Origin of the sequence: Sphingomonas sp. GM_Shp_1 (assembly GCF_026540895.1) — a bacterium.
In the GTDB taxonomy this organism is placed as follows: domain Bacteria; phylum Pseudomonadota; class Alphaproteobacteria; order Sphingomonadales; family Sphingomonadaceae; genus Sphingomonas.
Map to the genome: position 1 here is coordinate 12,418 of NZ_JALNUR010000015.1, position 21,514 is coordinate 33,931.

Consider the following 21,514-nt stretch of genomic DNA (forward strand, 5'->3'; position numbering starts at 1 on the left):
GGCGAAACGAAAATTTCGTTCCTCGTTTCGCCGCCGACGATACTCGGTTCATCGCCCGAGCAGGCGATCCACGGTAACCTGTGTGACCGAATGATAACCGGGACGCGCCTTGTCATAGATTCGCTTGGCCAGCGCCTGTCCCCATTCGCCCTGCCCCTGAAGCTGCTGGAACAGCGGTGCGACGAACTTGCGGCGGCCTTGCGACGTCAGGAACTGCTCGGCGGACGCCTCGGCGGGCGGATAACGATTGGCGAGCGCCAGCCGCAGCCAGGCGAAGCGGATCTCGCTGTTACCCGTCTCGTTCCAGTGGAAGCGTCCATCCAGCGCGGCGAGCCGATCGGCGGAGAGCTGGCGCGGTAACTGGTCGAGGAAGCGGACATATTCCTGCGTCGTGACCTTGTCGGGCAGCGCCGCCACCGGACCGCCTGCCGCAAAGGCTTTCGCCGCCGCATCGATCGCGGGGAAGGCGTCGGAGCGGACATGGACCGCATTGGCGGGAATGCCGGGCTGATAGACCCAGGCATCGACGCCGATCCTCTCGGCCTCACCGGGCTTGAGCAGATTCGCCTTCAGATCGGCGAGGAAGCCCGCGCTGGTCTGCGGCTGGAAGGCGTGGCGATCGAAATAGCTGCGCAGATAGGCGTCCCAGCGCGCCCGCCCGACCACCGACTCGATGGTGCGCAGGAAGGTCGCGCCCTTGTCATAGGCGATCTGGGTCATGCCATCGTCGGGGTCGCGCTTCGCGTCGAGATCGAGATGCAACTTGGTGTCGGGCGAGGCGGGGCCGCCCGCTTCCTTCACGGCGTTCTGCATGTCGGTCCAGGCGAGGTCCGCCTCCATCGCGGCGCGGCGCTTGCCGTACATCGACTCCATGATCCGGTTCTCGAAATAGCTGGTGAAGCCTTCGTTCAGCCAAAAATCGTCCCAGGTCGCGTTGGTCACCAGATTGCCCGACCAGCTATGCGCCAACTCATGCGCGATCAGGCTGACCAAGCTGCGGTCGCCCGCCAGCACGGTCGGTGTCGCGAAGGTCAACATCGGGTTTTCCATGCCCCCGAACGGAAAGCTGGGCGGCAGGACCAGCACGTCGTAGCGGCCCCAGCGATAGGGGCCGTACAGCCCTTCCGCCGCCGTCACGAACTTGTCGAGCCCGGCGAACTCCCAGGCCGATTTGTCGAGCATCGCGGGTTCGGTCCAGATGCCGGTGTTGCGGCTGAGCGGGCGGAATTGCAGGTCGCCGATCGCCATTGCGATCAGATAGGGGGCGACCGGCTTGTCCATGCGATAGCTGGCGGTGTGGCGGCCATCCTCGCACGGGGATTTGGCGACCCGCTCGCCGCTCATCACCACGGTCAGCGCGCAGGGCGCATTGACGGTGGCGTCCCAGGTCTGGCGGATGCCCGGCGAATCCTGCGTCGGGATCCAACTGCGGTTGAGGATCGCCTCGCCCTGGCTGAACAGATAGGGGTGTTTCTTGCCCGCCGTCTGTTCGGGCGACAGCCATTGCAGCGCCTTGGCGCCCGGCGCGGAGGCATAGGCGATCCGCACAATGCGCTGCCCGTTCAAGGTGATGGTCAGCGGCGCGCCGTGCACCGCATCGCCCTTGCCGACGCTATAGGGCAGGGGGCGGTTCTGCGCATCGGTGACGGTGACGATGCGCAGGCCGTTGTCGTCGACGACCAGCGTCTTGGCATCGGGCTTTGCGTCGACCGACAGCGTCGCGATCCCGCGCATCACATGGCTGTCGAAATCGGCATAGAGGTTGAGCGAGACATGGGTGACCCGCGCCTCCAGCGGGCGGGCGAAGCTGTGTACGTCGCGCGCGTCCGCGCTGGTCAGCACGGGCGCGGTCTGCGGGGCGGCGGCGGGGGATTGAACGGCGAGCAGCATCGCCAGGGCGGCCAGGAACATGGGCACTCCGAATGGGACAGGATGATTGCACCATAGCCGGATTGTCCGGGATTGTTAGGGCTCTGGACGGACGGACTTCGGCGCACCAGCTTGGGGCGCATGGACGAAATGACGCTGGCGGTGGTGGGAATCGACTTTCCCAATGAGGACAAGGCGCGGAGCAACCGGCGCTTCGAATGGCTGGCGTCCGCGATCGGCGATCCGGTGACGCTGCGCCCCGAGCCGCGCAACCGGCATGACCCCCATGCCGTGGCGGTGTTCAGCCAGCGCGAGGTCCAGCTCGGCTATTTATCCGCCGAACGGGCCCCGCTGATCGGGGCGCGATTGCGGCGTGGGGAAGAGGTGAGCGCCATCTATCAGGGGCTGAGGGGATCGGTCGCCTATATCCGCGTCCGTTTCGGCGGCGGTGCGCCCACCTTGCCGCCGGAGCGCGAACCGGTCGATCCCGTCGCGTCGTCGGGGGACGATGGCTTCTACCCCGATCCGGACGGTCCCGAATGGGGGGCGTGATCCGCGTTCCGGTCATCGCCCAACGAAAAAGGGAGCCGAAACCGGCTCCCTCCCCCCGCATGGTTGCCCATGCGCCAATGGTCCGGGCAGGGTTTCCCCCGCCCACGACGATCAGTTGCTGTCCGCGTCGTCGTCCTTGACGATCGCGACAACGCCGATGGCAACGACGCCAGCAGCGATGATCGCGGCCAGGATGCCCGCACCGGCCAGCTTGTTGTTCTTGGCGGTCGGAGCCGACGCGCGGACCGACTTCGAAACCGACAGGCTGGCGGCCGGGTTCGTCGGAGCAGCAGCAACCGGAGCAGCGACCAGAGCGGTGGCGGCAACAGCAGACAGGAACTTCATCATACTCAATCTCCCATGGCGAACTACCGCCAAGACGCGGTGGTGTTCATCGTCCCGATAGCGCATACGCGCGCCACAGTAAATTTGTTCCTGCACCGCACCAATTTTTTTGCAACTGCGCGGAACATTTCTGAACTATGAATTTCCGTTAACTATAGTGTCAGGAAAAATCGTTTCATTATGGATGGATCGCCGGTCCGCTGATCGCCAGGGTCGCCGCGACGAAGGCGATCCAAAGGTCTGGCCGCATCAGCGTCCGCCGTCACGCCGGGTCAGCGCCGCGACGCAACTCGCCCGGTCGATTGCGCTGCCATCGGGCTCGCGCGCGTCGAGATAGGTGACGCGCGGCTCCGACCCGTCCTTGGGATAGAGATAGGCGTCGAGCACGCAGAAACTGCCCTGGAACTGCAATTTGCGGGCGGCTCCTTCGCGGACATCGGCATCGGGATTGCCGAACAGCTTGGTCAGCCCGGCGGCATCCTGGCCCAGCACGCGTTCCAGCCCGACGCTGGTATAGGGCACCGCCACCGGGGCCATGCCGGTGCTGCGAACCGGGGCGGCGGTTTGCGGCACGGTACAGCCGGCCAGCAGGATCAGGGGGAGCAGCAGCGGCGCGGGGAACCGGATCATGGCTGTCGTCTCTTGTGAAAGAAATGGGTCGCCATGCTCGCCCCCAGGACGGGCGCGAGCAGGTTCAGTCCCGGAACCACGAACAGGGCGGCGGCGGCAAGTCCCAACAGGAAGCGGGCAGGCCCGGTCGCCTTGCGCCAGCGACGCATGGCGGGGCCGTCCATATGCCGCGCCGCCACCATGTCGCCCAGGTCGCGCGACAACAGCCAGGCATTGACCAGCAGGAACGCCGCCGCCGTCCCCACGCCGGTCGCGAGCAGGATGATGTAAAGCGGCAGCAGCAGCAGGTTGACCGCGATCACCCGGAGCGCCGATCCCAGGCCCATCGCCATGCCCCGCGCCAGCGCCACCGGCCGCGCGCTTGCCAGCGCCTGGGGATAGTGCCTGGCCTCCACCGCCGCGACGATGTCGTCGGCGAAGATACCGACGACCGCCACCGCGACCGCGCGAAAGGCGAGCCATAGCGCCAGCAACTCGACCACCAGGGTCAGCGCCGCCGACCATCCGCCCGCCTGCGCGCCCAGCCACCCGGTCAGGGCCGCCCGGACGCCCCACCACATCGCCACGCCGGCGGCGGCGAACAGCGCGAAGGTGACCGCCAGCGAACGGACCAGCACCCGGCGAATGGCCGGATCGCCCAATTGGGCCAGCGACAGGAAGAAGGCGCGGAACATGCCTCCGGGATGGCGCGGCGCGGGCCCTCAAGTCAATGCGGCGCGGGGATGGTCGCCCCAGTGCGGCACCGTGGCTTGCGCGGGGGGTAGGCCCTGACTAGGGCGGCTCCATCCAACTGCTTTATCTCCGGAGTCCGTTACTTGACCAAGCCCACTTACGACGTGGTGGCGATCGGCAATGCCATCGTCGACATCCTCGCCTCTGCCGAGGATGATTTCATCGCCGAGCAGGGCATGACCAAGGGCGCGATGCAGTTGGTCTTCTCGACCGAGGAAGCCGATGCGCTCTATGCCAAGATGGGCCCGGGGCGCGAGATTTCGGGCGGATCGGCGGCGAACACGCTGGCGGGCATCGCGGCGCTGGGCGGCAAGACCGCGTTCATCGGCCAGGTCGCCGACGACCAGTTGGGCCAGGTCTTCGCGCACGACATCCGCGCGGCGGGCGTCCGCTTCGACGTCCCGGCGCGTTCGGGCCTGCCGACCACCGCGCGCTGCATGATCTTCGTCAGCCCCGATGGGCAGCGGACGATGAACACCTTCCTGGGCGCGTCGCACTATCTGCCCGCCGAGGCGCTCGACCGTGCGTTGATCGCCGATGCGGCCTATCTGTATATCGAGGGCTATCTCTGGGACCCGGAAGAGCCGCGCGCCGCGATGCGCGCCGCGATCCAGGTCGCGCGTGAGGCGGGCCGCAAGATCGCCTTCACCGCCTCGGCCGAGTTCGTGATCGACCGCCACCGCGCCGATTTCCATGCGCTGATCGACGGCGGCATGATCGACGTGATCTTCGCCAACGAGACCGAGATCGTCGCGCTGACCGAGACGGCGGATGTCGAAGCGGCGATCGCGTCGCTGAAGGACAAGGTCGAGACTTTGGTCGTGACGCTCGCCGAAAAGGGTGCGCTGGCGCAGCGCGGTGAGGAGCGGGTGACGGTGCCCGCCCATCCGGTCGACAAGGTGGTCGATACGACCGGCGCGGGCGACCTGTTCGCGGCGGGCTTCCTCTATGGCCAGACGCAGGGCCAGGACCTGAAGGCCTCGCTGACCCTGGGCGCGGCCTGCGCGGCCGAGATCATCAGCCATTTCGGCGCACGGCCCCAGGTCGACCTGAAGACGCTGGCCGCTAGCCTCTGAACCCCGATCCTCCCCAAGCTATGCTTGGGGAGGGGGACCATCGCGACGCGATGGTGGAGGGGCAAAAGCCCCAAAGCAAAAGGGCCGGGGGATCGCTCCCCCGGCCCTTTTTTCATGCCTTGGCGAAAGCCGATCAGCGATCGATCGGCTTGGCGATTTCCGGCTGCATCGCGGGGTCCTCGACCACGTCGATGATGCCACGCCCGACATAGCTGCGCTTGCGGCTGTAAAGGAAGTAGATCGCCAGACCCACCGCGCCCCAGCCCGGCAGGACCAGGATCGCGATCAGCGGCAGCGAGAAGTAGAGATAGGCGCAACCCACCATGGCCAGCGGCGCGACGACCCATACGGCGGGCGTACGGAACGGACGCTTGCGGGTCGGGTCGGTCTTGCGCAGTACCATCACCGACAGCGCCACCATGAAGAAGGCGAACAGCGTACCCGAGTTGGAATAGTCCGCCAGCTTGCCGACCGGCAGGAAGGCCGAGGCGATGGTGGCGGCGATGCCGGTCACGATCGTCACGACGTGCGGCGTGTGATAGCGCGGATGCACCGAGGCCAGCTTTTCGGGCAGCAGGCCGTCACGCGCCATGGTGAAGAACACGCGGGTCTGGCCGAACATCATCATCAGGACGACCGAAGGCAGCGCCAGCGTGGCGGCCAGGCCGATCAGGTTGCCGATCTTTTCCCAGCCGATGGTGCGCAGGACATGCGCCAGCGCCTCGCGCGAGCAGGACAGGGGCTCGGCCACGCCGCTGGCGACGATCGCCTTGCACTGCGCGGCCAGTTCCGAGGTGCCCGGCGACAGGACGGTGCCCGCCGCATCGCGCACCGGCTGCGCCCCCAAGGGCGAGCCGATCGCGCCTGCCGATACCAGCAGGTAGAAGAGGGTGCAGAACAGCAGCGAGGCGATCAGGCCGATCGGCACGTTGCGCTGCGGGTTCTTGGTCTCCTCGGCGGCGGTCGACACCGCGTCGAAGCCGACATAGGCGAAGAAGATCGACGCCGCCGCTCCCGCGACGCCGGTCAGGCCGGTGGGCATGAACGGCTCGAAATGCGCGCCGTTGATGACCGGCACCGACAGGGCGATGAACAGGGTCAGCGCGGCGACCTTGATCGCGACGAGGATCGCGTTGAAGCGCGCGCTCTCGGTGGTGCCGATGACGAGCAGCCAGGTGACGAGCAGCGAGATGACGACGGCGGGCAGGTTGATATACCCGCCCGATGACGGGCCGTTGACCCACTCCATCGGTATGTCGATGCCCAGCAAATTGCGGATCTGCCCCACGACATAGCCGGACCAGCCGACCGCGACGGCGGATGCACCCACCGCATATTCCAGGATCAGCGCCCAGCCGACCATCCAGGCGAGCAACTCGCCCATGACCGCATAGGTATAGGTATAGGCCGATCCCGCGACCGGCACCATCGAGGCCAGCTCGGAATAGCAGAGCGCCGCCACGGCGCAGACGAAGCCCGCCATCACGAAGGACAGCATCATCCCCGGCCCCGCCTTTTGCGCGGCTTCGGAGGTGAGAACGAAGATGCCCGTGCCGATGACGGCGCCAATACCCAGCATGGTGAGCTGGAACGCGCCTAGCGATCGTTGCAGCCCCTTCTTCTCGGCGGTCGCCAAAATGGCGTCCAGAGGCTTAACGCGCCCGAAAATCATGAATGTCCAATCCCCCCAAGGGAAGGGCGGTCCCATTTGGAACGCCCCCGGTGTTTGGTGAATGATCCGGAAGGTTAGCTGCAATTTTATTGCGCGCAATCCCTAAGACGCCGGGGATGCGCCCAGGGGAGGGGAAAGGCGGTGATTACCGCGCTTCTCCCGTCAGCACCGAGGAACGGGATTGCCATTCCGTATCGCGGTAAGCCCCTCCCGTAAGCGGGAGGGGTTTGGGGAGGGCAGGGGGTCTCACAGAGCCTATTGCCCGTGGCTTTCCCTCCCCCCATCCCCTCCCGCCTGCGGGAGGGGCGTGCCAAGCGTCTCGATCAGCGCGCCAGCATCGGGCCCAGGGGCTTGCCCGCCAGGATGTGGACATGGAGATGCGGCACTTCCGGTCCCGCATCCGGCCCGATATTCGCCAGCAGCCGATATCCCGGCTCGACCGCGCCCGCCTCGCGCGCGACATGGCCGACCGCGCGGACGAAGCCCGCGATCTCCGCCTCGCTGGCCCGTGCCGAGAAATCGTCCCACGAGACATAGGCCCCGCGCGGGATCACCAGGATGTGCGTCGGCGCGTGCGGCGCGATGTCGTGGAAGGCTACCGCCCACTCGTCCTCATACACCCGCTTCGACGGGATTTCGTCGCGCAGGATCTTCGCGAAGATATTCTGGTCGTCATAGGGAAGGGTGGCGTCGATCGGCATCGAAACTCTCCGTAAAATCAGCGAGGCCGCGCGGCCTTTTCGTCATGCCCCGACACGCCCTCGCGCCGCGCCAGTTCGGCCCGGACATCGTCCAGCGAATGGCCGGCATCGGTCAGCAACACGATCAGGTGGAACATCAGGTCGGCGGCCTCGGACACGATCTTGTCCGGCTGCGCCATGGCGGCGATGACGGTTTCGACCGCTTCCTCGCCCAGCTTCTGGGCGATCTTGGGCCGTCCCTTGGCGAACAGGCTGGCGGCATAGGAGGCGGCGGGGTCGCCTGCGTCGCGGCGCGCGCGGATCGTGGCTTCGAGGCGGTCGAACATGTCCATGGCGGCTGGGTGGCGTGGGGAGCGGCCCGCGTCAATCCTTGCGATTGCGGCGGCGCATGGCGCGGCGCAGGAACCAGATCGCGCCAATGGCGAAGACGAACAGCGCGATGTCCGACCATTCGGGATGGGTGCGGACGTTGATGACATCGCTATGGCCGTTGGCGGCGGTCATGATGGAGAGGGGCATGGGGGGAGTTTAGCAGCGTGTTCGGCGGCGGTCATCGGGGGGATTGCGGTTCACGCGAAGACGCGAAGACGCGAAGGTTTTTGGTTCGCGCGGAGGGGCGGAGGCGCGGAGAGTTTGGTTTCGTGGTGACGCTTTGCCCTCTTCGCGAGGATTGGAAGGTCTGCCGATCGAGAGCCGTCGCCCCACAACCTCACCCCCGTTCGGCCTGAGCGAAGTCGAAGGCTACGGGAATCCGCGTAACCGAAGGCAGGGCGTGCGCTTCGACTTCGCTCAGCGCGAACGGAGGTTGGGATGAAGCCCGCGATCGGGAGACAAAAGCGCATCGTGGATTTTCCGGACACTTGCCCCGAAACCAACCTCTCCGCGCCTCCGCGCCTCCGCGCGGAAATCAATGCGTCCGAACCGGCACTCCCGCCGCCGCCAGTGCCTGGTGGGCATCCGCGATCGACGCATCGCCGAAGTGGAAGATCGACGCCGCCAGCACCGCCGAGGCATGACCGTCGCGCACCCCCGCGACCAGATCGTCCAAGCCGCCGACGCCGCCGGACGCGACCACTGGCACGCTGGTCCGGTCGGCGATGGTGCGGATCAGGTCGAGGTCGTACCCGCCCCGCGTCCCGTCGCGATCCATCGAGGTGACGAGCAATTCCCCCGCACCCAGTTCGGCCAGGCGCAGCGCATGTTCCACCGCGTCGATCCCGGTCGCGCGCCGCCCGCCATGGGTGAACACCTCCCAGCCACCCGCCGTCCGCCGCGCGTCGACACTGGCGACGCAGCACTGGCTGCCGAATCGCTCGGCGATGTCGGAGACGACCTCCGGGCGGCTGACGGCGGCTGAGTTGACCGCCACCTTGTCCGCGCCCGCCAGCAGCAGCGCGCGCGCATCCTCCGCCGTGCGCACCCCGCCGCCCACGGTCAGCGGCATGAAGCACACCGCCGCCGTCCGCCGCACCACGTCCAGGATCGTGCCGCGCGCCTCATGGCTGGCAGTGATGTCCAGGAAACAGAGTTCGTCGGCTCCCGCCGCGTCATAGGCGCGGGCCTGTTCGACCGGATCGCCCGCGTCGATCAGGTCGACGAAGTTGACGCCCTTGACCACGCGCCCATTGGCGACGTCCAGGCAGGGGATGACGCGCGCGCGGACGGTCATGCGGCGGCCGCCACAGACAAGGCCGCCGCCAGATCGAGCCGCCCGTCATAAAGCGCGCGGCCGGTGATCACGCCCTCGACCCCGTCCTGATGATGGAGCGCCAGCATATGGATGTCGCCGATCCCCGCGACCCCGCCGCTGGCAATGACCGGAATCCGCACCGCGCGGGCGAGGTCGACCGTCGCGGGCACGTTGCAGCCCTTCAGCATCCCGTCGCGACCGACATCGGTGAACAGCAGCGCGGCAACGCCCGCATCCTCGAACCGCCGCGCCAGATCCTCGACCGACACGTCCGACACATCGGCCCAGCCGCGAGTCGCGACCATGCCGTCCTTGGCGTCGACTGCAACGACGATGCCGCCGGGATACGCCTTGGCCATGTCGCGCACGAAGTCGGGCTTCTCCAGCGCCGCCGTGCCGATCACGACGCGCGACACGCCCAGGTCGAACCAGCGCTCGACATTCTCCGGCTTGCGGATGCCGCCGCCCAGCTGAACGTGACCCGGAAAGGCTTTGACGATCGCCTGCACCGCTTCGCCATTGACCGACTCGCCCGCGAACGCGCCGTCCAGGTCGACGACATGGAGATGCTGCGCCCCCGCCTCGGCGAACAGCATCGCCTGATGCGTGGGGTCGTCGCCATAGACGGTGGCGCGGTCCATATCGCCCTCGGCCAGGCGGACGACCTGGCCGCCCTTCAGGTCGATAGCGGGGAAGACGATGAGGCTCACGGATGCCACTCCAGGAAACGGGTCAGGAACGAGAGGCCGTAGCGCTGGCTCTTCTCAGGATGGAATTGCGCGCCGACCACGGTGTCGCGGCCGATGGCGGCGGTCACCGGGCCGTCATGGTCGGTGGTCGCCAGCACATGTTCGCCGGTAAAGGCGTAGCTGTGGAGGAAATAGGCCTCGCCCGGCACGATCAGCGGATGGTCGACCAAGGGCTGCACATCGTTCCAGCCCATATGCGGCACCTTGGCCATCGGATCGGTGGGCGTCAGCCGCGCGACTCGGCCGGGAATCCAGCCCAAGCCCCGATGCTCGCCCATCTCATCGCTCCCATCGGCGAGAAGCTGCATGCCGACGCAAATGCCCAGAAAGGGCCGTGCGCGGGTGAGGGCGGCATCGCGCAACGCTTCCTCCAGCCCGTCGACCGCGCGCAAATTCGCCGCGCACGCCCCGAACGCGCCGACGCCGGGCAAGACGATCCGGTCGGCCTTGGCGATCACGTCCGGGTCGGCGGTGATCACGACATCGCTCGCCCCCGCCGCGCGCAGCGCGTTCTCGACCGAGCGGAGATTGCCCGATTCGATGTCGATCAGCGCCAGCGTCACAACATGCCCTTGGTCGAGGGGATGGCGTCCGCCTTGCGCGGGTCGATCTCCACCGCCATGCGCAGCGCGCGGGCGAGGCCCTTGAAGATGCTCTCGGCGATGTGATGGTTGTTGTGGCCGTGCAGCAGCTCGACGTGCAGCGTGATGCCCGCTTCCTGCGCGAAGCTGTGGAACCAGTGCTCGATCATCTCGGTCTGGAGGGTGCCCAGCATGGGATTGGTGAACGGCACCTTCCACACCAGCCAGGGGCGGCCCGAAATGTCGAGCGCGGTGCGGGTCAGCACCTCGTCCATCGGCGACAGCGCCTCGCCGTAACGGTAGATGCCGCGCTTGTCCCCCAGCGCCTTGGCAAAGGCCTGTCCGATCGCCAGCGCGCTGTCCTCGGTCGTGTGATGCCCGTCGATATGCAGGTCGCCCTGGACCTTGACCGACAGGTCGATCAGCGAATGCCGCGACAGCTGGTCGAGCATATGGTCGAGAAACCCGATGCCGGTGGCGTTCTGATAGACGCCGGTGCCGTCGAGATTGACGGTGACGTCGATGACGGTTTCCGCGGTGGCGCGGTGGACGGTGGCGGTGCGCATGGCCTCTCCCTTAAACACCTATCCGTCCCATGCAATCTTGACCCGCGAACAAAGGCCGCTAGTCCATGGCGCATGACCGAAGGATTGCCCGACAGCCTCATCCCCTATGACGAGATCGTACAGGAGGCCCTGCGCGCCGTGGTGGGGCGTGTGCTCGGCCCGGTGGCGGAGACGGGGCACCTGCCCGGCACCCACCATTTCTATATCACTTTCAAGACCCAGGCGCCCGGCGTCGACATTCCGCAGCGGCTGATCGAGCGTTTCCCCGACGAGATGACCATCGTCCTGCAGAATCGATTCTGGGACCTGACGGTGGACGAGAATCGATTCTCGGTGGGGCTGAGCTTCAACCAGGTGCCGTCGAAGCTGGTCATCCCCTATTCGGCGATCACCCGTTTCCACGACCCGGAAGTGCAGTTCGAGCTGGGCTTCCACGTCGCTGACGACCCCGAGGGCGATCCCGATCCGCATGATTCGGCCGAGAATGACGAACCCGTCGGCAAGCCCGTCGAGGACGGCAGCAATGTCGTCGCGGTGGATTTCAAGCGGAAGAAGTAAGAGGCATACGGGGAGGGCATGCCCTTCTCCCTCTCCCCTCCGGGGAGAGGGGCGGGGTGAGGGGTGATGCTGGGCGAAGGCCTCCGACGTATTGCCGGGCCCCAGCCCCTCACCCAACCCTCTCCCCGGAGGGGAGAGGGCTTTAAGGGCTGAGCCGTGGGCTCTACACTGATCGGGAACCCATTCCCCATCCGGTGAGTCCCTGTCCCATGAGCCAAACCCGCACCGAAACCGACTCGATCGGCCCGATCGAAGTTCCCGCCACCGCCTATTGGGGGGCGCAGACCGAGCGGAGCCTGGAGAATTTCCCCTTTGGCGCGCGCGAGCAGATGCCCATCGGCATCGTCCATGCGCTGGCCATCGTCAAAAAGGCCGCCGCGCGAATCAATCGCGGCCATGGCTTGGCGGTGGAAAAGGCCGATGCGATCGAGGCGGCGGCGCAGGAGGTGATCGACGGGCGCCATGACGACCAGTTTCCGCTGGTGATCTGGCAGACGGGCTCGGGCACCCAGTCCAACATGAACGCCAATGAGGTGATCGCGGGCCGCGCCAATGAGATGCTGACGGGCACGCGCGGCGGCAAGTCGCCGGTCCATCCCAATGACGACGTGAATCGCGGCCAGTCCTCCAACGACACCTTCCCGACCGCACTTCATGTCGCCGCCGCGCTGGCGGTGACGAAGCAGCTTTTCCCCGCGCTCGACCGGCTCCACGCCGCGCTCGATGCCAAGGCGAAGGAATGGGACTCCATCGTCAAGATCGGCCGCACCCATTTGCAGGACGCGACCCCGCTGACGCTCGGTCAGGAATTTTCCGGTTACGTCCAGCAACTCGCCAATGCCCGCGACCGGATCGAGGGGACGCTCCACCGCAACATCCTGCCCCTGGCGCAAGGGGGAACGGCGGTCGGCACCGGGTTGAACGCGCCGAACGGTTTCGCCGAGGCGATCGCGGCGGAGATCGCGGAGGCGACCGGACTCGACTTCGTGACCGCGCCCAACAAGTTCGAGGCGCTGGCGAGCAATGACGGGCTGGTCGACCTGCACGGGACGCTGAACGTCCTGGCGGTGGCGCTGACCAAGATCGCCAACGACATTCGCCTGCTCGGCTCCGGCCCGCGCTCGGGGCTGGGCGAGCTGGAACTGCCCGCCAATGAGCCGGGCAGCTCGATCATGCCCGGCAAGGTCAATCCGACCCAGTGCGAGATGCTGACCATGGTGGCCGCCCAGGTGATCGGCAACAACGCCGCCGTCACGGTCGGGGGCTTGCAGGGGCATTTGGAACTGAATGTCTTCAAGCCGCTGATCGGTGCGAATGTGCTGCGCTCGATCCATCTGCTGGCGGTCGGCATGGAGAGCTTCGCCGAGCGGACGGTCGAGGGGATGACGGTCAATCGCGACCGGATCACCGAACTGCTCGACCGCTCGCTGATGCTAGTGACGGCGCTGGCGCCCGAGATCGGCTATGACAATGCCGCCAAGATCGCCAAGCACGCGCATCAGAATGGCCAGACGCTGAAGGAGGCCGGGCTGGAACTGGGGCTGGTCGACGAGTCGACCTTCGACCGGGTGGTGCGGCCGGAGTTGATGCTCGGGCGGTGATCGCCGAGGCTTCGTGAACCAAGCAGGGCATATCTCCAAACCGCCGTTCAGCCTGAGCGAAGTCGAAGGCCAAGGGAATCCGCCGGCCAAGCCGCAACGGCAGGACGTGCGCTTCGACTTCGCTCAGCGCGAACGGGAGGTGGGGTGTCTCGACGGGCTCACTCCCGATCCCAACCCTTGGCCGGATAGGCGGGCAGGGCGATCCGGTAATGGATCGCCGCCCCGCGCAGCACGAACCCTGCCAGCGCCGCGATCGGCCCGGCCAGCGGCACGCCCAGCAAGGTCAGGATGACATAGCTGGTCGAGGCCAGTGCGGCGGCGGTGACGTACAGCTCGGGCCGCATCAGGATCGACGGCTCGCCCGCGATCACGTCGCGGATGATCCCGCCGACACAGGCCGACACCACCCCCAGCATCGCCGCCGGGATGGGCGAGATGCCATAGCCGCTCGCCTTGGCCGCACCATAGACCGCATAGGCCGCCAGCCCCACCGCATCGAACCAGTCGAGCGCGCTGCCCCGCCACCAGCGCTCGGGCGTCGCCCACACCGCGATCGCGGCGATCAGGCAGACCAGCGGCACGCGCGGGTCATGCACCCAGAAGACCGGCGCATCGATCAACAGGTCGCGCAGCGTCCCGCCGCCGACTCCGGTGATCAGCGCGAAGAAGACCAGCGTCACCATGGTCTGGCGATGCTTGGCGGCGACCAGCGCGCCCGACACAGCGAACACCGCCAGCCCGGCGAGGTCGAGCCAGGGCATCACGGCGGGCAGCATGGCGGTGGGTTCGGGCAGCATCGGCAGCGATCCTAGAGCCCCTGTCCCGCGCCGGAAAGGCCGTCCGCAAGATGAATGCGACGTTATCTCGCGTTCATGCAACGGACAGTAGAATATGGACGTTACGGCGTCAGATCATTTTGAAAGGAACAATGTCATGCGGAAATTGATGCTCGCTTTGGGTTGCACGGCGATGGTCGTCCCCTCGCTGATCGTGCCCGTCACCGCCGCCGATGCGCAGCGCCGCTACAAGTATCGCGAATGGCGTGACGATCGCGGTCGCGTCCGCTGCCGCAAGCCCGATGGCACGACCGGTCTGGTCGTGGGCGGCGTCGCGGGTGCGCTGCTGGGCCGCACGATCGATACGCGCGGCGACCGTACGCTGGGTACGCTGGGCGGTGCCGCCGTCGGCGCGCTGGCGGGTCGTGAAGTCGAGCGGAGCACCAGCAACCGTCGCTGCCGCTAAATATCCACAGACCGGTTCGCCGGAATGACGAAAAGGACGTCACCTTCGGGCGGCGTCCTTTTTGTTGAGTTAGAACAACAATTAACGCTGTCCCGATCGTGAACGGGACGTAGTTTTCGGTTCACGCAACAGGCCGGCAAAGATGCGCGTTAAATCCGCATCATCATCGGGAGTCCAGTCATGCGTATCGCTCTCTTGTCGGCCACGATTGCCGCCACCGCCTTTACCGCCATGCCCGCCGCCGCCCAGCGCAACGGATGGGAAGCACGCCAGGAATATCGCGAGGACGTTCGCGATGCCCGCCGCGACTATCGCCGCGATGTTCGCAATGCCGATTCGCGCCGCGACGTTCGCGAGGCGCGCCAGGAATATCGCGAAGACATGCGCGACGCGCGCAAGGACTATCGACGCGACACGCGCAACGTCCGTTGGCGCAATTACGACTATAACCGGTTCGAACCGGGCCAGCGCGGTTACTATCCCGAGCGCTATTATCGCGATGGTCGCTACTATCAGCCGCGCACGCTGGGGCGGAACGATCGCATCTATCGCGGGATGAACGGGCGCTATTATTGCCGTCGCAACGACGGCACCACAGGGCTGGTGATCGGCGGTCTGGCGGGCGGTGCGCTGGGCAATATCATCGCGGGCGGCGGTTCGCGGCTGCTGGGCACCGTGATCGGCGCGGGCGGCGGCGCGCTGCTGGGTCAGCAGATCGATCGCGGTCAGGTACGCTGCCGCTGATCCGGCAGGCCGGAGGATCGGGACGGCCCGGCGGGGAGACTCGCCGGGCCGTTCCTCGTTCAGATCAGACCGCCGCCCAGCATCAGGCGAAGGCCGAAGATCAGGATGAGGATCAGGTTGAGATTGCGCCCGCTGTTCCGCGACGACAGCGCGCCCACCGCCGCGCCGACGATCGCGATGGGAATGACGAACCAATAGCCCCAGGCGAAAAAGGGCAGGAACGGCACGATGCCGAGCATAAGCGCGACAAAGCCGATAAGGATCGAGAACAGGTTCAGCATGGCGGCAAGATGGCGTCGCTCTTGCCGATGCACAAGCGGCGCGTGGACGATCCCGCACCGGGACGCCGGGCTGGCCAGGCGCGTTCGCGATTAAGGATCGCGTCGCTTCCTCATGCTAGGAACGGCGGATGATGGTCATGTCGCGACGAGTCCTTGTGTCCCTGGGGTATCTCCTGCTCGCCGGTTGCGGAGGCAGGCAGGATGACGATGCGCAACTCAATGCGCTCGACAAGGAATTGGCCGAGATGAACGACGGCAGCCCGACGCGCGACCCGCAATTGCGCGAGGCGCTGGCCGGGCAGATCATGGTCGATCCCGGCCTGACCCAAAGCGCCAACGCCAATGCGGTGCGCCCGCCCAACCAGCCCGCCAGCGACAAGCTGCCCTCGCTGCCGCTGCCCGCCGATCCGGTCGATGCCAAGACGCTGAAATCCGCGCCGCTGGCCGCGCGCGACTGTCCCGAATGTCGTGCATCCGCCGGGGCCTTCACCCTCGCCGCGAAGGCGGGGCAGCAGGTGGGCAATGCCGCCTGCATGGGCGGTCTTCGCTATTCGGCGGGATGGGCGGGGCGCCTGCCCGCCGCGCTCCCCGTCTATCCGGGAAGCCAGGTGGCGGAGGCGGCGGGCAATGACGCACAGGGCTGTGCCTTGTGGATCGTCAGCATCCGCACCTCGGCCCCGGCGGCGAAGGTCATCGACTATTATTACACGCGCGCCTCGGGTGCGGGATATTCCGCCGAGCACAAGATGGACGGCACGCAGCATGTGCTGGGCGGCACGCGGGGGGACGCGGCCTATATGATCTACGCCACTGTGCGGGCGGGTGGTGGCACCGATGTCGATCTGGTGGTGAAGGGCGGGTAGGGCATGATCTCATCCCTCCCTTGCAAGGGGAGGAAAGGGGGGCGTGGACTGACACTACGGCCCGAAACGCTTGTCCTTTGCGCCGAACGCGCGGTTGCGCTAGGGGGACGGGATTATGTCACCGCTTCTACTCGTGATGCTGGGCGGCGCGCTGGGCTCGGGGGGACGGTATTGGACGGGGCGGGTGCTGACCGATGCACTCGGTCCCGGCTTTCCGTTCGGTACGCTGGCGGTCAACTGGATCGGCTGTTTCGCCATGGGCCTGCTCGCGGGCACGCTGACGCGGATCGGTGGGCATGAGGGGTGGCGGCTGTTCATCGGCGTTGGGGTGCTGGGGGGCTATACGACCTTCTCCGCCTTTTCGCTGGACACCATCACGCTGATCGAGCGGGGGCAGGGGGCGGTGGCGCTCGCTTACGTCGCGCTGTCTGTATTGGGTTCACTGGTCGCCTTGTGGGCCGGGCTTTCGTTGACGAGGATTTTCGCATGACGGACTCTGTCCGCCAATTCACGGTCGGCTATGACGATGACGGCATCCGGCTGGATCGCTGGTTCAAGCGGCATCTGCCCGAAACCAGCTTCACGACGGTCGCCAAATGGGCCCGCACCGGGCAGTTGCGCGTCGACGGCGCGCGCGCGACGCCGGGCGACCGCATCATCGCGGGCCAGGTGCTGCGGGTGCCCCCCGCCGAGCCCGCCCTGGTCGAGAACAGCAAGCCGACGATGCGACCGCGCAACATCCTGTCCGAGGATGAAGAGGCCTTTGCGCGTGAGATGGTGATCCACAAGGATCGCGACGCGCTGGTCCTCAACAAGCCGCCGGGCCTGGCGACGCAGGGGGGGACCAAGACGACCACCCATGTCGACGGCCTGCTCGACGCGTTGCAGTTCGAGGCGGAGGGGCGGCCCAAGCTGGTCCATCGGCTCGACAAGGACACCTCGGGCGCGTTGCTCGTCGCGCGCAATGCGCGGGCGGCGGCGTTCTTCGCCAAGGCCTTTTCGGGGCGCACCGCCAAGAAGATCTATTGGGCACTGGTCGTCGGCGTCCCCTCGATCGAGGACGGCACGATCGAACTGCCCATCGGCAAGCAGCCGGGCACCGGCGGCGAGAAGATGCATGTCGATGAGGAGAACGGCCAGGCGGCGCGCTCGCGCTACCGGGTGATCGAGCGGGCGGGCAATCGCTGCTGCTGGGTCGAGTTGCAGCCGTTCACGGGGCGAACCCATCAGTTGCGCGTCCACATGGCGGCGATCGGCCATCCCATTGTCGGCGACGGCAAATATGGCGGGGCGGCGGCTTTCCTGACCGGCGGGATCAGCCGCAAGATGCACCTGCACGCGCGGCGCATCCGGGTCGATCACCCCGATGGCGGGCGGATCGACCAGACCGCCGAACTGCCCAGCCACTTCGCCGAGTCGATGAACCAGCTCGGCTTCGACGAGATTCGTGGCGATGTGCTGCCCCAGGACGAGGATCGCGGTCCGCCGCCCAAGGACGTGCTGAAGCAGCGTGCCAAGGCGCACGCCAAGCAATATCGCAAGGAACGTCGCGGCGAACGGCGGGGCCGGGGCGCACGCTGACCCCTATTCCTCCCCTACAAGGGGAGGTGGCAGGCCATAGGCCTGACGGAGGGGTGTCCCGGTCAGCGAGGGGATGAAGGCGAGCGATCAAGCCCCTCCACCATCCTTTGGATGGTCCCCCTCCCCAAGTGGAACTTGGGGAGGAATTAGATAGCGGCCCGCCCCAACAGATGCCGCCCGGTGCCGCGCAGCACCAGCGTCGCCAGCGCATAGCAACCCAGCGCCCCGGCCAGCGCGACCGGCAGGATCCACAGGCCCATGACCTCCGGCGCGGCGGGCGGGTCGGTCAGGATGCCGAAGGCCCCGCCTTGGGGCAGCGACCACAGCCCGACATGGGCGGGGAGTAGCGGCTTCGTCACCGCGACGGCGGCGAAGCAGAAGGCGAACAGATACAGCAGCATCGCCGCCAGCACCGCGCCGAACGCCGCGACGCTCCGTCCCGACCGGACCAGCATCGCGCCGATCAGCGGGGCCGGGCGATCCTCCGCCAGCGCCCCCGCCAACCGATATTCCTGAACGAACCGCGCCGCCAGCGCGTGCGGCGATCCCAGCGCCGAGAGGCTGGCGTCCAGCCTGTCCGGTCCGGCGGCAAGGCTGTCCGTCAGATGGCTCTCGATCTCCCGCACGATGCCCGTCCGATCCTCGCTGGGGATCGCCTGGAGCGACCAGCGGAGACGGCGCACATAGTCGGCGATCATTCGGGTGGGCTCGGTCATGGCTGATCCTCCACTAGGGTCGTGATGGTGGTGCGAAAGTCGATCCAGGCGGCGCGCATCGCGGTGGCGAGCGCGGCCCCTTCCTCGGTCAGGCGATAATATTTGCGCGGATTGCCGCCCTCGACCGGCAATTCCCAGCGCGCGGCGATGCGGCCCGATTTCTCCAACCGGCTTAGCAGCGGATAGAGCGTGCCCTCGCTGACCAAGTCACCGCCTTCGCGGATGCGCGCCAGGATTTCGACGCCATAGGCCTCGCCGCGTGCGAGCACGCAGAGCAGCACCAGCTCGGCCGCCCCTTTGCGCAATTGTGACTGCCAACCCGCGATATCCATGGGTTTGACTGTAATGCCATATGCCTTGCTATGCAAGGTACCGTATCGCCAAAGTGTGTTCCGAGGTGACGAATACGGAAAACCCCGCCGACCAGAAGGCCGACGGGGCTCCGACGAAACCGGGGGGAGGGGGGCGAACCCCCTTGAAAACCGGGCGTTAGCGGCAATAGCCGGGGTTATTCGACTTTTCGATCGCATGACCGGCCAGCGCACCGGCGCCACCGCCCAGGATCGTGCCGAGGGTACGATCGCCCCGGCTGTCGATGGTGCGGCCCAGCAGGCCACCGGCGATCGCGCCGACGATGGTGCCCGTGGTGCCGCTGTTGCAGCGCTGCGGGCCGCGATTGTAATAACCGCGATCATAGCCGCCGCGACGGTCGTAATAGCCACGGTCATAGCCCGGGCCACGGTTGTAACCGTCCGAATAGGCCCCGCCATAGGCGCGGTCGTAGCGGTCATAATAACGCTGCGCCGAAGCAGCGGTGGGAACCATGGCCGTGGCGCCGACGGCAAGGGCGGCGGCAGCGAGCGAGAGCTTCTTGAACATCACAATCTCCCTTGATCTTCGATCCGGCGGCGGCGGGGATTCCCGTCGTCGTTGATGCTCTTCTGCCCGATTCGCGATGTTCCGATGCTGAATGCGGTTGTTAGCTGTTGTTCATGCGAAACGTCATGCTTCCCCCATGGGCCCCATGCCGATAGGAGAGGATGGATGACGCGACCGCGCCTTGCCCTGTTCGATTGCGACGGCACCCTTGTCGATAGCCAGGCCAATATCTGCCTCGCGGCGGTCGAGGCGTTCGCCCTGTCCGGCCTGACCCCGCCGCCCGCCTCCGCGATTCGCCGAATCGTCGGATTGAGCCTGGTCGAGGCGATGCGGGTACTCGCCCCCGACCAGCCGGAGGCGGCGCATCATCGCCTCGCCGCCGACTATAAGGCCGCCTTTTTCCGGCTGCGCACCGAAGGCGAGCTGGAGCCCGAGCCCTTGTTCGATGGGATCGCAGCGCTGCTCGATCATCTGGCCGAACAGGGATGGCTGATGGGCGTGGCGACCGGCAAGTCCGATCGCGGTCTGGCGCGGGTGCTGGCTGAACATGGGCTGGCGCATCATTTCGTCACGTTGCAGACCGCCGACCGTCACCCGTCCAAGCCCGACCCATCGATGCTCCTCGCCGCCATGGCCGAGACCGGGGTGGCCGCCGAAGACGTGGCGATGATCGGGGATACGAGCTTCGACATGGCGATGGGCAAGGCGGCGGGCGCCTTCGCGGTCGGTGTCGCCTGGGGATATCATGACGTGCACGAACTGGTGAAGGCGGGGGCCGAAGTCGTCGCGCAAGAGGTGGTCGACCTGCCCGCCCTGCTGGTGCGGCCATGAGCGAGGATATCGCACGCGCCCGGCGGCGCTGGCTGGTGATCGTCGCGGTGCGGCTGATCGGTGTGGCGGGTGCGGTGTTCGGTATCGTCCTGGCGTCGCGCGGGGTGGCCTGGCCGCACAAGGTGCTGGGCGTGGCGATCGTCCTGTCGGCGCTGGCGATGATCGCGATCGTGCCCGCCGGGCTGGCGCATCGCTGGCGGAGTGGTGGCGAGTGAAGCGTTTCTGGAAGCAGGTCGACGTCGATGCCGATCGCGTCGTGCGGCTGGACGATCGCCCGGTGCGGACGCCGGGCCGTACCCCGCTGGCCCTGCCGACGCCCGCATTGGCCGAGGCGGTGGCGGAGGAGTGGCGCTCGGTCGGCGAGACGGTCGATCCGCGGGCCATGCCGCTGACCGGGCTGGCCAATGCGGCGATCGACCGGATCGCGGTCGACCCCGCGCCCTTCGCCGCCGGGCTGGCTCGCTATGCCGAGAGCGATCTGCTCTGTTACCGCGCCGATTCGCCGCCGGAGCTGATCGCGCGGCAGGATGCGGTGTGGAACCCGCTGCTCGACTGGGCGCGCGACCGCTATGACGTTCACTTCACGCTGGTGACGGGGATCATGCACCAGCCGCAGCCCGAGGCGACCGTCGCGCGACTGGCGCAGGCGGTGGCGGCGCTGGGGGCGTTTCAACTGGCCGCGCTGTCGCCGGTGGTGACGATCACCGGGTCGCTGGTCCTGGCGCTGGCGCTGCTGGAGGGGGCGGCGGATCCCGATGCCGTGTGGACGGCGGCGCATGTCGACGAGGATTTCCAGGCCGAGCAATGGGGCGAGGATTATCTCGCCCTGGAAGCGCGCGAGGCGAAGCGGCGGGAGTTCGATGCGGCGGTCGGGTTCCTGAAGGCGCTCGGGGGATGATCTGCGTGGTGGGCTTGTCGACCAACCGCGCCCTCCGTTCGCGCTGAGCGAAGTCGAAGCGCACGGGATTCCGCTGGCGGACAGGGCGGGGCGTGGGCTTCGACTTCGCTCAGCCTGAACGGGGCGGGGGTGCCCCTTCGTTTTCTATCGCCACTCT

29 protein-coding genes are annotated in these 21,514 nt (G+C 67.1%); 12 read left to right on the forward strand and 17 right to left on the reverse strand.

Going from position 1 to position 21,514, the window contains the following annotated elements; all coding sequences use genetic code 11:
* Window positions 1-48 precede the first annotated feature (48 nt).
* Window positions 49-1,911, reverse strand: coding sequence for a M1 family metallopeptidase (locus OXQ33_RS09395; protein WP_267434423.1), 1,863 nt, complete (start codon window positions 1,909-1,911; stop codon window positions 49-51).
* Window positions 1,912-2,010: 99 nt separating this feature from the next.
* Here OXQ33_RS09395 and OXQ33_RS09400 point away from each other — a divergent pair, with 99 nt between their 5' ends.
* On the forward strand, window positions 2,011-2,421 hold the full coding sequence (locus OXQ33_RS09400) for an HIRAN domain-containing protein (protein ID WP_267434424.1): 411 nt from the start codon (window positions 2,011-2,013) through the stop codon (window positions 2,419-2,421).
* Window positions 2,422-2,532: 111 nt separating this feature from the next.
* Here the strand turns inward: OXQ33_RS09400 and OXQ33_RS09405 are convergent, their stop codons facing one another.
* The 3 genes from OXQ33_RS09405 to OXQ33_RS09415 all read right to left on the reverse strand — a co-directional run bounded on the left by OXQ33_RS09405 (window position 2,533) and on the right by OXQ33_RS09415 (window position 4,070).
* Window positions 2,533-2,769: a hypothetical protein gene (locus OXQ33_RS09405; protein WP_267434425.1), complete on the reverse strand. Its 237-nt coding sequence runs from the start codon at window positions 2,767-2,769 to the stop codon at window positions 2,533-2,535.
* Window positions 2,770-3,015: 246 nt separating this feature from the next.
* Entirely contained in the window at window positions 3,016-3,396 is a 381-nt protein-coding gene (locus tag OXQ33_RS09410) for a hypothetical protein (RefSeq protein WP_267434426.1), read from the reverse strand.
* Window positions 3,393-4,070, reverse strand: a complete 678-nt coding sequence (locus tag OXQ33_RS09415; RefSeq protein WP_267434427.1) for an EI24 domain-containing protein — start codon at window positions 4,068-4,070, stop codon at window positions 3,393-3,395. The genes OXQ33_RS09410 and OXQ33_RS09415 overlap by 4 nt, the downstream gene beginning before the upstream one ends.
* Before the next feature lie 141 nt (window positions 4,071-4,211).
* Between OXQ33_RS09415 and OXQ33_RS09420 the strand changes: the two genes are divergently transcribed.
* The gene (locus OXQ33_RS09420) at window positions 4,212-5,204 is read left to right on the forward strand and encodes an adenosine kinase (protein ID WP_267434428.1); all 993 of its coding nucleotides are present in this window, start codon (window positions 4,212-4,214) and stop codon (window positions 5,202-5,204) included.
* A 133-nt stretch (window positions 5,205-5,337) separates the two neighbouring features.
* Here the strand turns inward: OXQ33_RS09420 and OXQ33_RS09425 are convergent, their stop codons facing one another.
* The 8 genes from OXQ33_RS09425 to hisB form a co-directional block, all read right to left on the reverse strand.
* Window positions 5,338-6,876, reverse strand: a complete 1,539-nt coding sequence (locus OXQ33_RS09425) for an amino acid permease (RefSeq protein WP_267434429.1) — start codon at window positions 6,874-6,876, stop codon at window positions 5,338-5,340.
* Window positions 6,877-7,199: 323 nt separating this feature from the next.
* On the reverse strand, window positions 7,200-7,577 hold the full coding sequence (locus OXQ33_RS09430) for a histidine triad nucleotide-binding protein (protein ID WP_267434430.1): 378 nt from the start codon (window positions 7,575-7,577) through the stop codon (window positions 7,200-7,202).
* 17 nt (window positions 7,578-7,594) lie between these two features.
* The gene (locus OXQ33_RS09435) at window positions 7,595-7,909 is read right to left on the reverse strand and encodes a phosphoribosyl-ATP diphosphatase (RefSeq protein WP_267434431.1); all 315 of its coding nucleotides are present in this window, start codon (window positions 7,907-7,909) and stop codon (window positions 7,595-7,597) included.
* A 31-nt stretch (window positions 7,910-7,940) separates the two neighbouring features.
* On the reverse strand, window positions 7,941-8,096 hold the full coding sequence (locus OXQ33_RS09440; protein WP_267434432.1) for a hypothetical protein: 156 nt from the start codon (window positions 8,094-8,096) through the stop codon (window positions 7,941-7,943).
* Between the two features lie 388 nt (window positions 8,097-8,484).
* Complete coding sequence (gene hisF / locus OXQ33_RS09445; protein ID WP_267434433.1) at window positions 8,485-9,246, reverse strand: imidazole glycerol phosphate synthase subunit HisF; 762 nt, start codon at window positions 9,244-9,246, stop codon at window positions 8,485-8,487.
* On the reverse strand, window positions 9,243-9,977 hold the full coding sequence (hisA, locus tag OXQ33_RS09450; protein ID WP_267434434.1) for a 1-(5-phosphoribosyl)-5-[(5-phosphoribosylamino)methylideneamino]imidazole-4-carboxamide isomerase: 735 nt from the start codon (window positions 9,975-9,977) through the stop codon (window positions 9,243-9,245). The genes hisF and hisA overlap by 4 nt, the downstream gene beginning before the upstream one ends.
* Window positions 9,974-10,579, reverse strand: coding sequence for an imidazole glycerol phosphate synthase subunit HisH (gene hisH / locus OXQ33_RS09455; RefSeq protein WP_267434435.1), 606 nt, complete (start codon window positions 10,577-10,579; stop codon window positions 9,974-9,976). Before hisH ends, hisA begins: the two co-directional genes overlap by 4 nt.
* Window positions 10,576-11,163 carry an imidazoleglycerol-phosphate dehydratase HisB gene (gene hisB / locus OXQ33_RS09460; protein ID WP_058752125.1) on the reverse strand — a complete coding sequence of 196 codons (588 nt, stop codon included), beginning with the start codon at window positions 11,161-11,163 and terminating at the stop codon, window positions 10,576-10,578. The genes hisH and hisB overlap by 4 nt, the downstream gene beginning before the upstream one ends.
* A 72-nt stretch (window positions 11,164-11,235) precedes the next feature.
* Here hisB and OXQ33_RS09465 point away from each other — a divergent pair, with 72 nt between their 5' ends.
* Together OXQ33_RS09465 and fumC are read left to right on the forward strand one after the other, a co-directional pair.
* Entirely contained in the window at window positions 11,236-11,721 is a 486-nt protein-coding gene (locus tag OXQ33_RS09465; protein ID WP_267434436.1) for a ClpXP protease specificity-enhancing factor SspB, read from the forward strand.
* A gap of 209 nt (window positions 11,722-11,930) precedes the next feature.
* Window positions 11,931-13,322, forward strand: a complete 1,392-nt coding sequence (fumC, locus tag OXQ33_RS09470) for a class II fumarate hydratase (RefSeq protein WP_267434437.1) — start codon at window positions 11,931-11,933, stop codon at window positions 13,320-13,322.
* 158 nt (window positions 13,323-13,480) lie between these two features.
* Here fumC and OXQ33_RS09475 read toward each other — a convergent pair whose 3' ends face one another.
* On the reverse strand, window positions 13,481-14,119 hold the full coding sequence (locus OXQ33_RS09475) for a trimeric intracellular cation channel family protein (RefSeq protein WP_267434438.1): 639 nt from the start codon (window positions 14,117-14,119) through the stop codon (window positions 13,481-13,483).
* Between the two features lie 136 nt (window positions 14,120-14,255).
* Between OXQ33_RS09475 and OXQ33_RS09480 the strand changes: the two genes are divergently transcribed.
* A complete protein-coding gene (locus OXQ33_RS09480) occupies window positions 14,256-14,564 on the forward strand; it encodes a glycine zipper 2TM domain-containing protein (protein ID WP_267434439.1) in 309 nt (102 codons plus the stop codon).
* A gap of 180 nt (window positions 14,565-14,744) precedes the next feature.
* Window positions 14,745-15,308 carry a glycine zipper 2TM domain-containing protein gene (locus OXQ33_RS09485; protein ID WP_267434440.1) on the forward strand — a complete coding sequence of 188 codons (564 nt, stop codon included), beginning with the start codon at window positions 14,745-14,747 and terminating at the stop codon, window positions 15,306-15,308.
* A gap of 59 nt (window positions 15,309-15,367) precedes the next feature.
* Here the strand turns inward: OXQ33_RS09485 and OXQ33_RS09490 are convergent, their stop codons facing one another.
* Window positions 15,368-15,589, reverse strand: coding sequence for a hypothetical protein (locus tag OXQ33_RS09490; protein WP_267434441.1), 222 nt, complete (start codon window positions 15,587-15,589; stop codon window positions 15,368-15,370).
* Window positions 15,590-15,744: 155 nt separating this feature from the next.
* Between OXQ33_RS09490 and OXQ33_RS09495 the strand changes: the two genes are divergently transcribed.
* The 3 genes from OXQ33_RS09495 (at window position 15,745) to OXQ33_RS09505 (ending at window position 18,033) form a co-directional block, all read left to right on the forward strand.
* Window positions 15,745-16,452, forward strand: coding sequence for a hypothetical protein (locus OXQ33_RS09495; RefSeq protein WP_267434442.1), 708 nt, complete (start codon window positions 15,745-15,747; stop codon window positions 16,450-16,452).
* 115 nt (window positions 16,453-16,567) lie between these two features.
* Window positions 16,568-16,942, forward strand: a complete 375-nt coding sequence (gene crcB / locus OXQ33_RS09500; protein WP_267434443.1) for a fluoride efflux transporter CrcB — start codon at window positions 16,568-16,570, stop codon at window positions 16,940-16,942.
* Window positions 16,939-18,033, forward strand: a complete 1,095-nt coding sequence (locus OXQ33_RS09505) for an RluA family pseudouridine synthase (protein ID WP_267434444.1) — start codon at window positions 16,939-16,941, stop codon at window positions 18,031-18,033. The genes crcB and OXQ33_RS09505 overlap by 4 nt, the downstream gene beginning before the upstream one ends.
* Before the next feature lie 146 nt (window positions 18,034-18,179).
* Here OXQ33_RS09505 and OXQ33_RS09510 read toward each other — a convergent pair whose 3' ends face one another.
* The 3 genes from OXQ33_RS09510 to OXQ33_RS09520 all read right to left on the reverse strand — a co-directional run bounded on the left by OXQ33_RS09510 (window position 18,180) and on the right by OXQ33_RS09520 (window position 19,628).
* Window positions 18,180-18,749, reverse strand: a complete 570-nt coding sequence (locus OXQ33_RS09510; protein WP_267434445.1) for a hypothetical protein — start codon at window positions 18,747-18,749, stop codon at window positions 18,180-18,182.
* Window positions 18,746-19,081, reverse strand: coding sequence for a PadR family transcriptional regulator (locus OXQ33_RS09515; RefSeq protein ID WP_267434446.1), 336 nt, complete (start codon window positions 19,079-19,081; stop codon window positions 18,746-18,748). Before OXQ33_RS09515 ends, OXQ33_RS09510 begins: the two co-directional genes overlap by 4 nt.
* A 157-nt stretch (window positions 19,082-19,238) precedes the next feature.
* Window positions 19,239-19,628 carry a glycine zipper 2TM domain-containing protein gene (locus tag OXQ33_RS09520; protein ID WP_267434447.1) on the reverse strand — a complete coding sequence of 130 codons (390 nt, stop codon included), beginning with the start codon at window positions 19,626-19,628 and terminating at the stop codon, window positions 19,239-19,241.
* A 165-nt stretch (window positions 19,629-19,793) separates the two neighbouring features.
* Between OXQ33_RS09520 and OXQ33_RS09525 the strand changes: the two genes are divergently transcribed.
* The 3 genes from OXQ33_RS09525 to OXQ33_RS09535 are packed head-to-tail and all read left to right on the forward strand — an operon-like array spanning window position 19,794 to window position 21,357.
* Window positions 19,794-20,459 carry an HAD-IA family hydrolase gene (locus OXQ33_RS09525; protein ID WP_267434448.1) on the forward strand — a complete coding sequence of 222 codons (666 nt, stop codon included), beginning with the start codon at window positions 19,794-19,796 and terminating at the stop codon, window positions 20,457-20,459.
* Window positions 20,456-20,674: a hypothetical protein gene (locus OXQ33_RS09530; protein ID WP_267434449.1), complete on the forward strand. Its 219-nt coding sequence runs from the start codon at window positions 20,456-20,458 to the stop codon at window positions 20,672-20,674. Before OXQ33_RS09525 ends, OXQ33_RS09530 begins: the two co-directional genes overlap by 4 nt.
* The gene (locus tag OXQ33_RS09535) at window positions 20,671-21,357 is read left to right on the forward strand and encodes an ATP12 family protein (protein WP_267434450.1); all 687 of its coding nucleotides are present in this window, start codon (window positions 20,671-20,673) and stop codon (window positions 21,355-21,357) included. The genes OXQ33_RS09530 and OXQ33_RS09535 overlap by 4 nt, the downstream gene beginning before the upstream one ends.
* Window positions 21,358-21,514 lie beyond the last annotated feature (157 nt).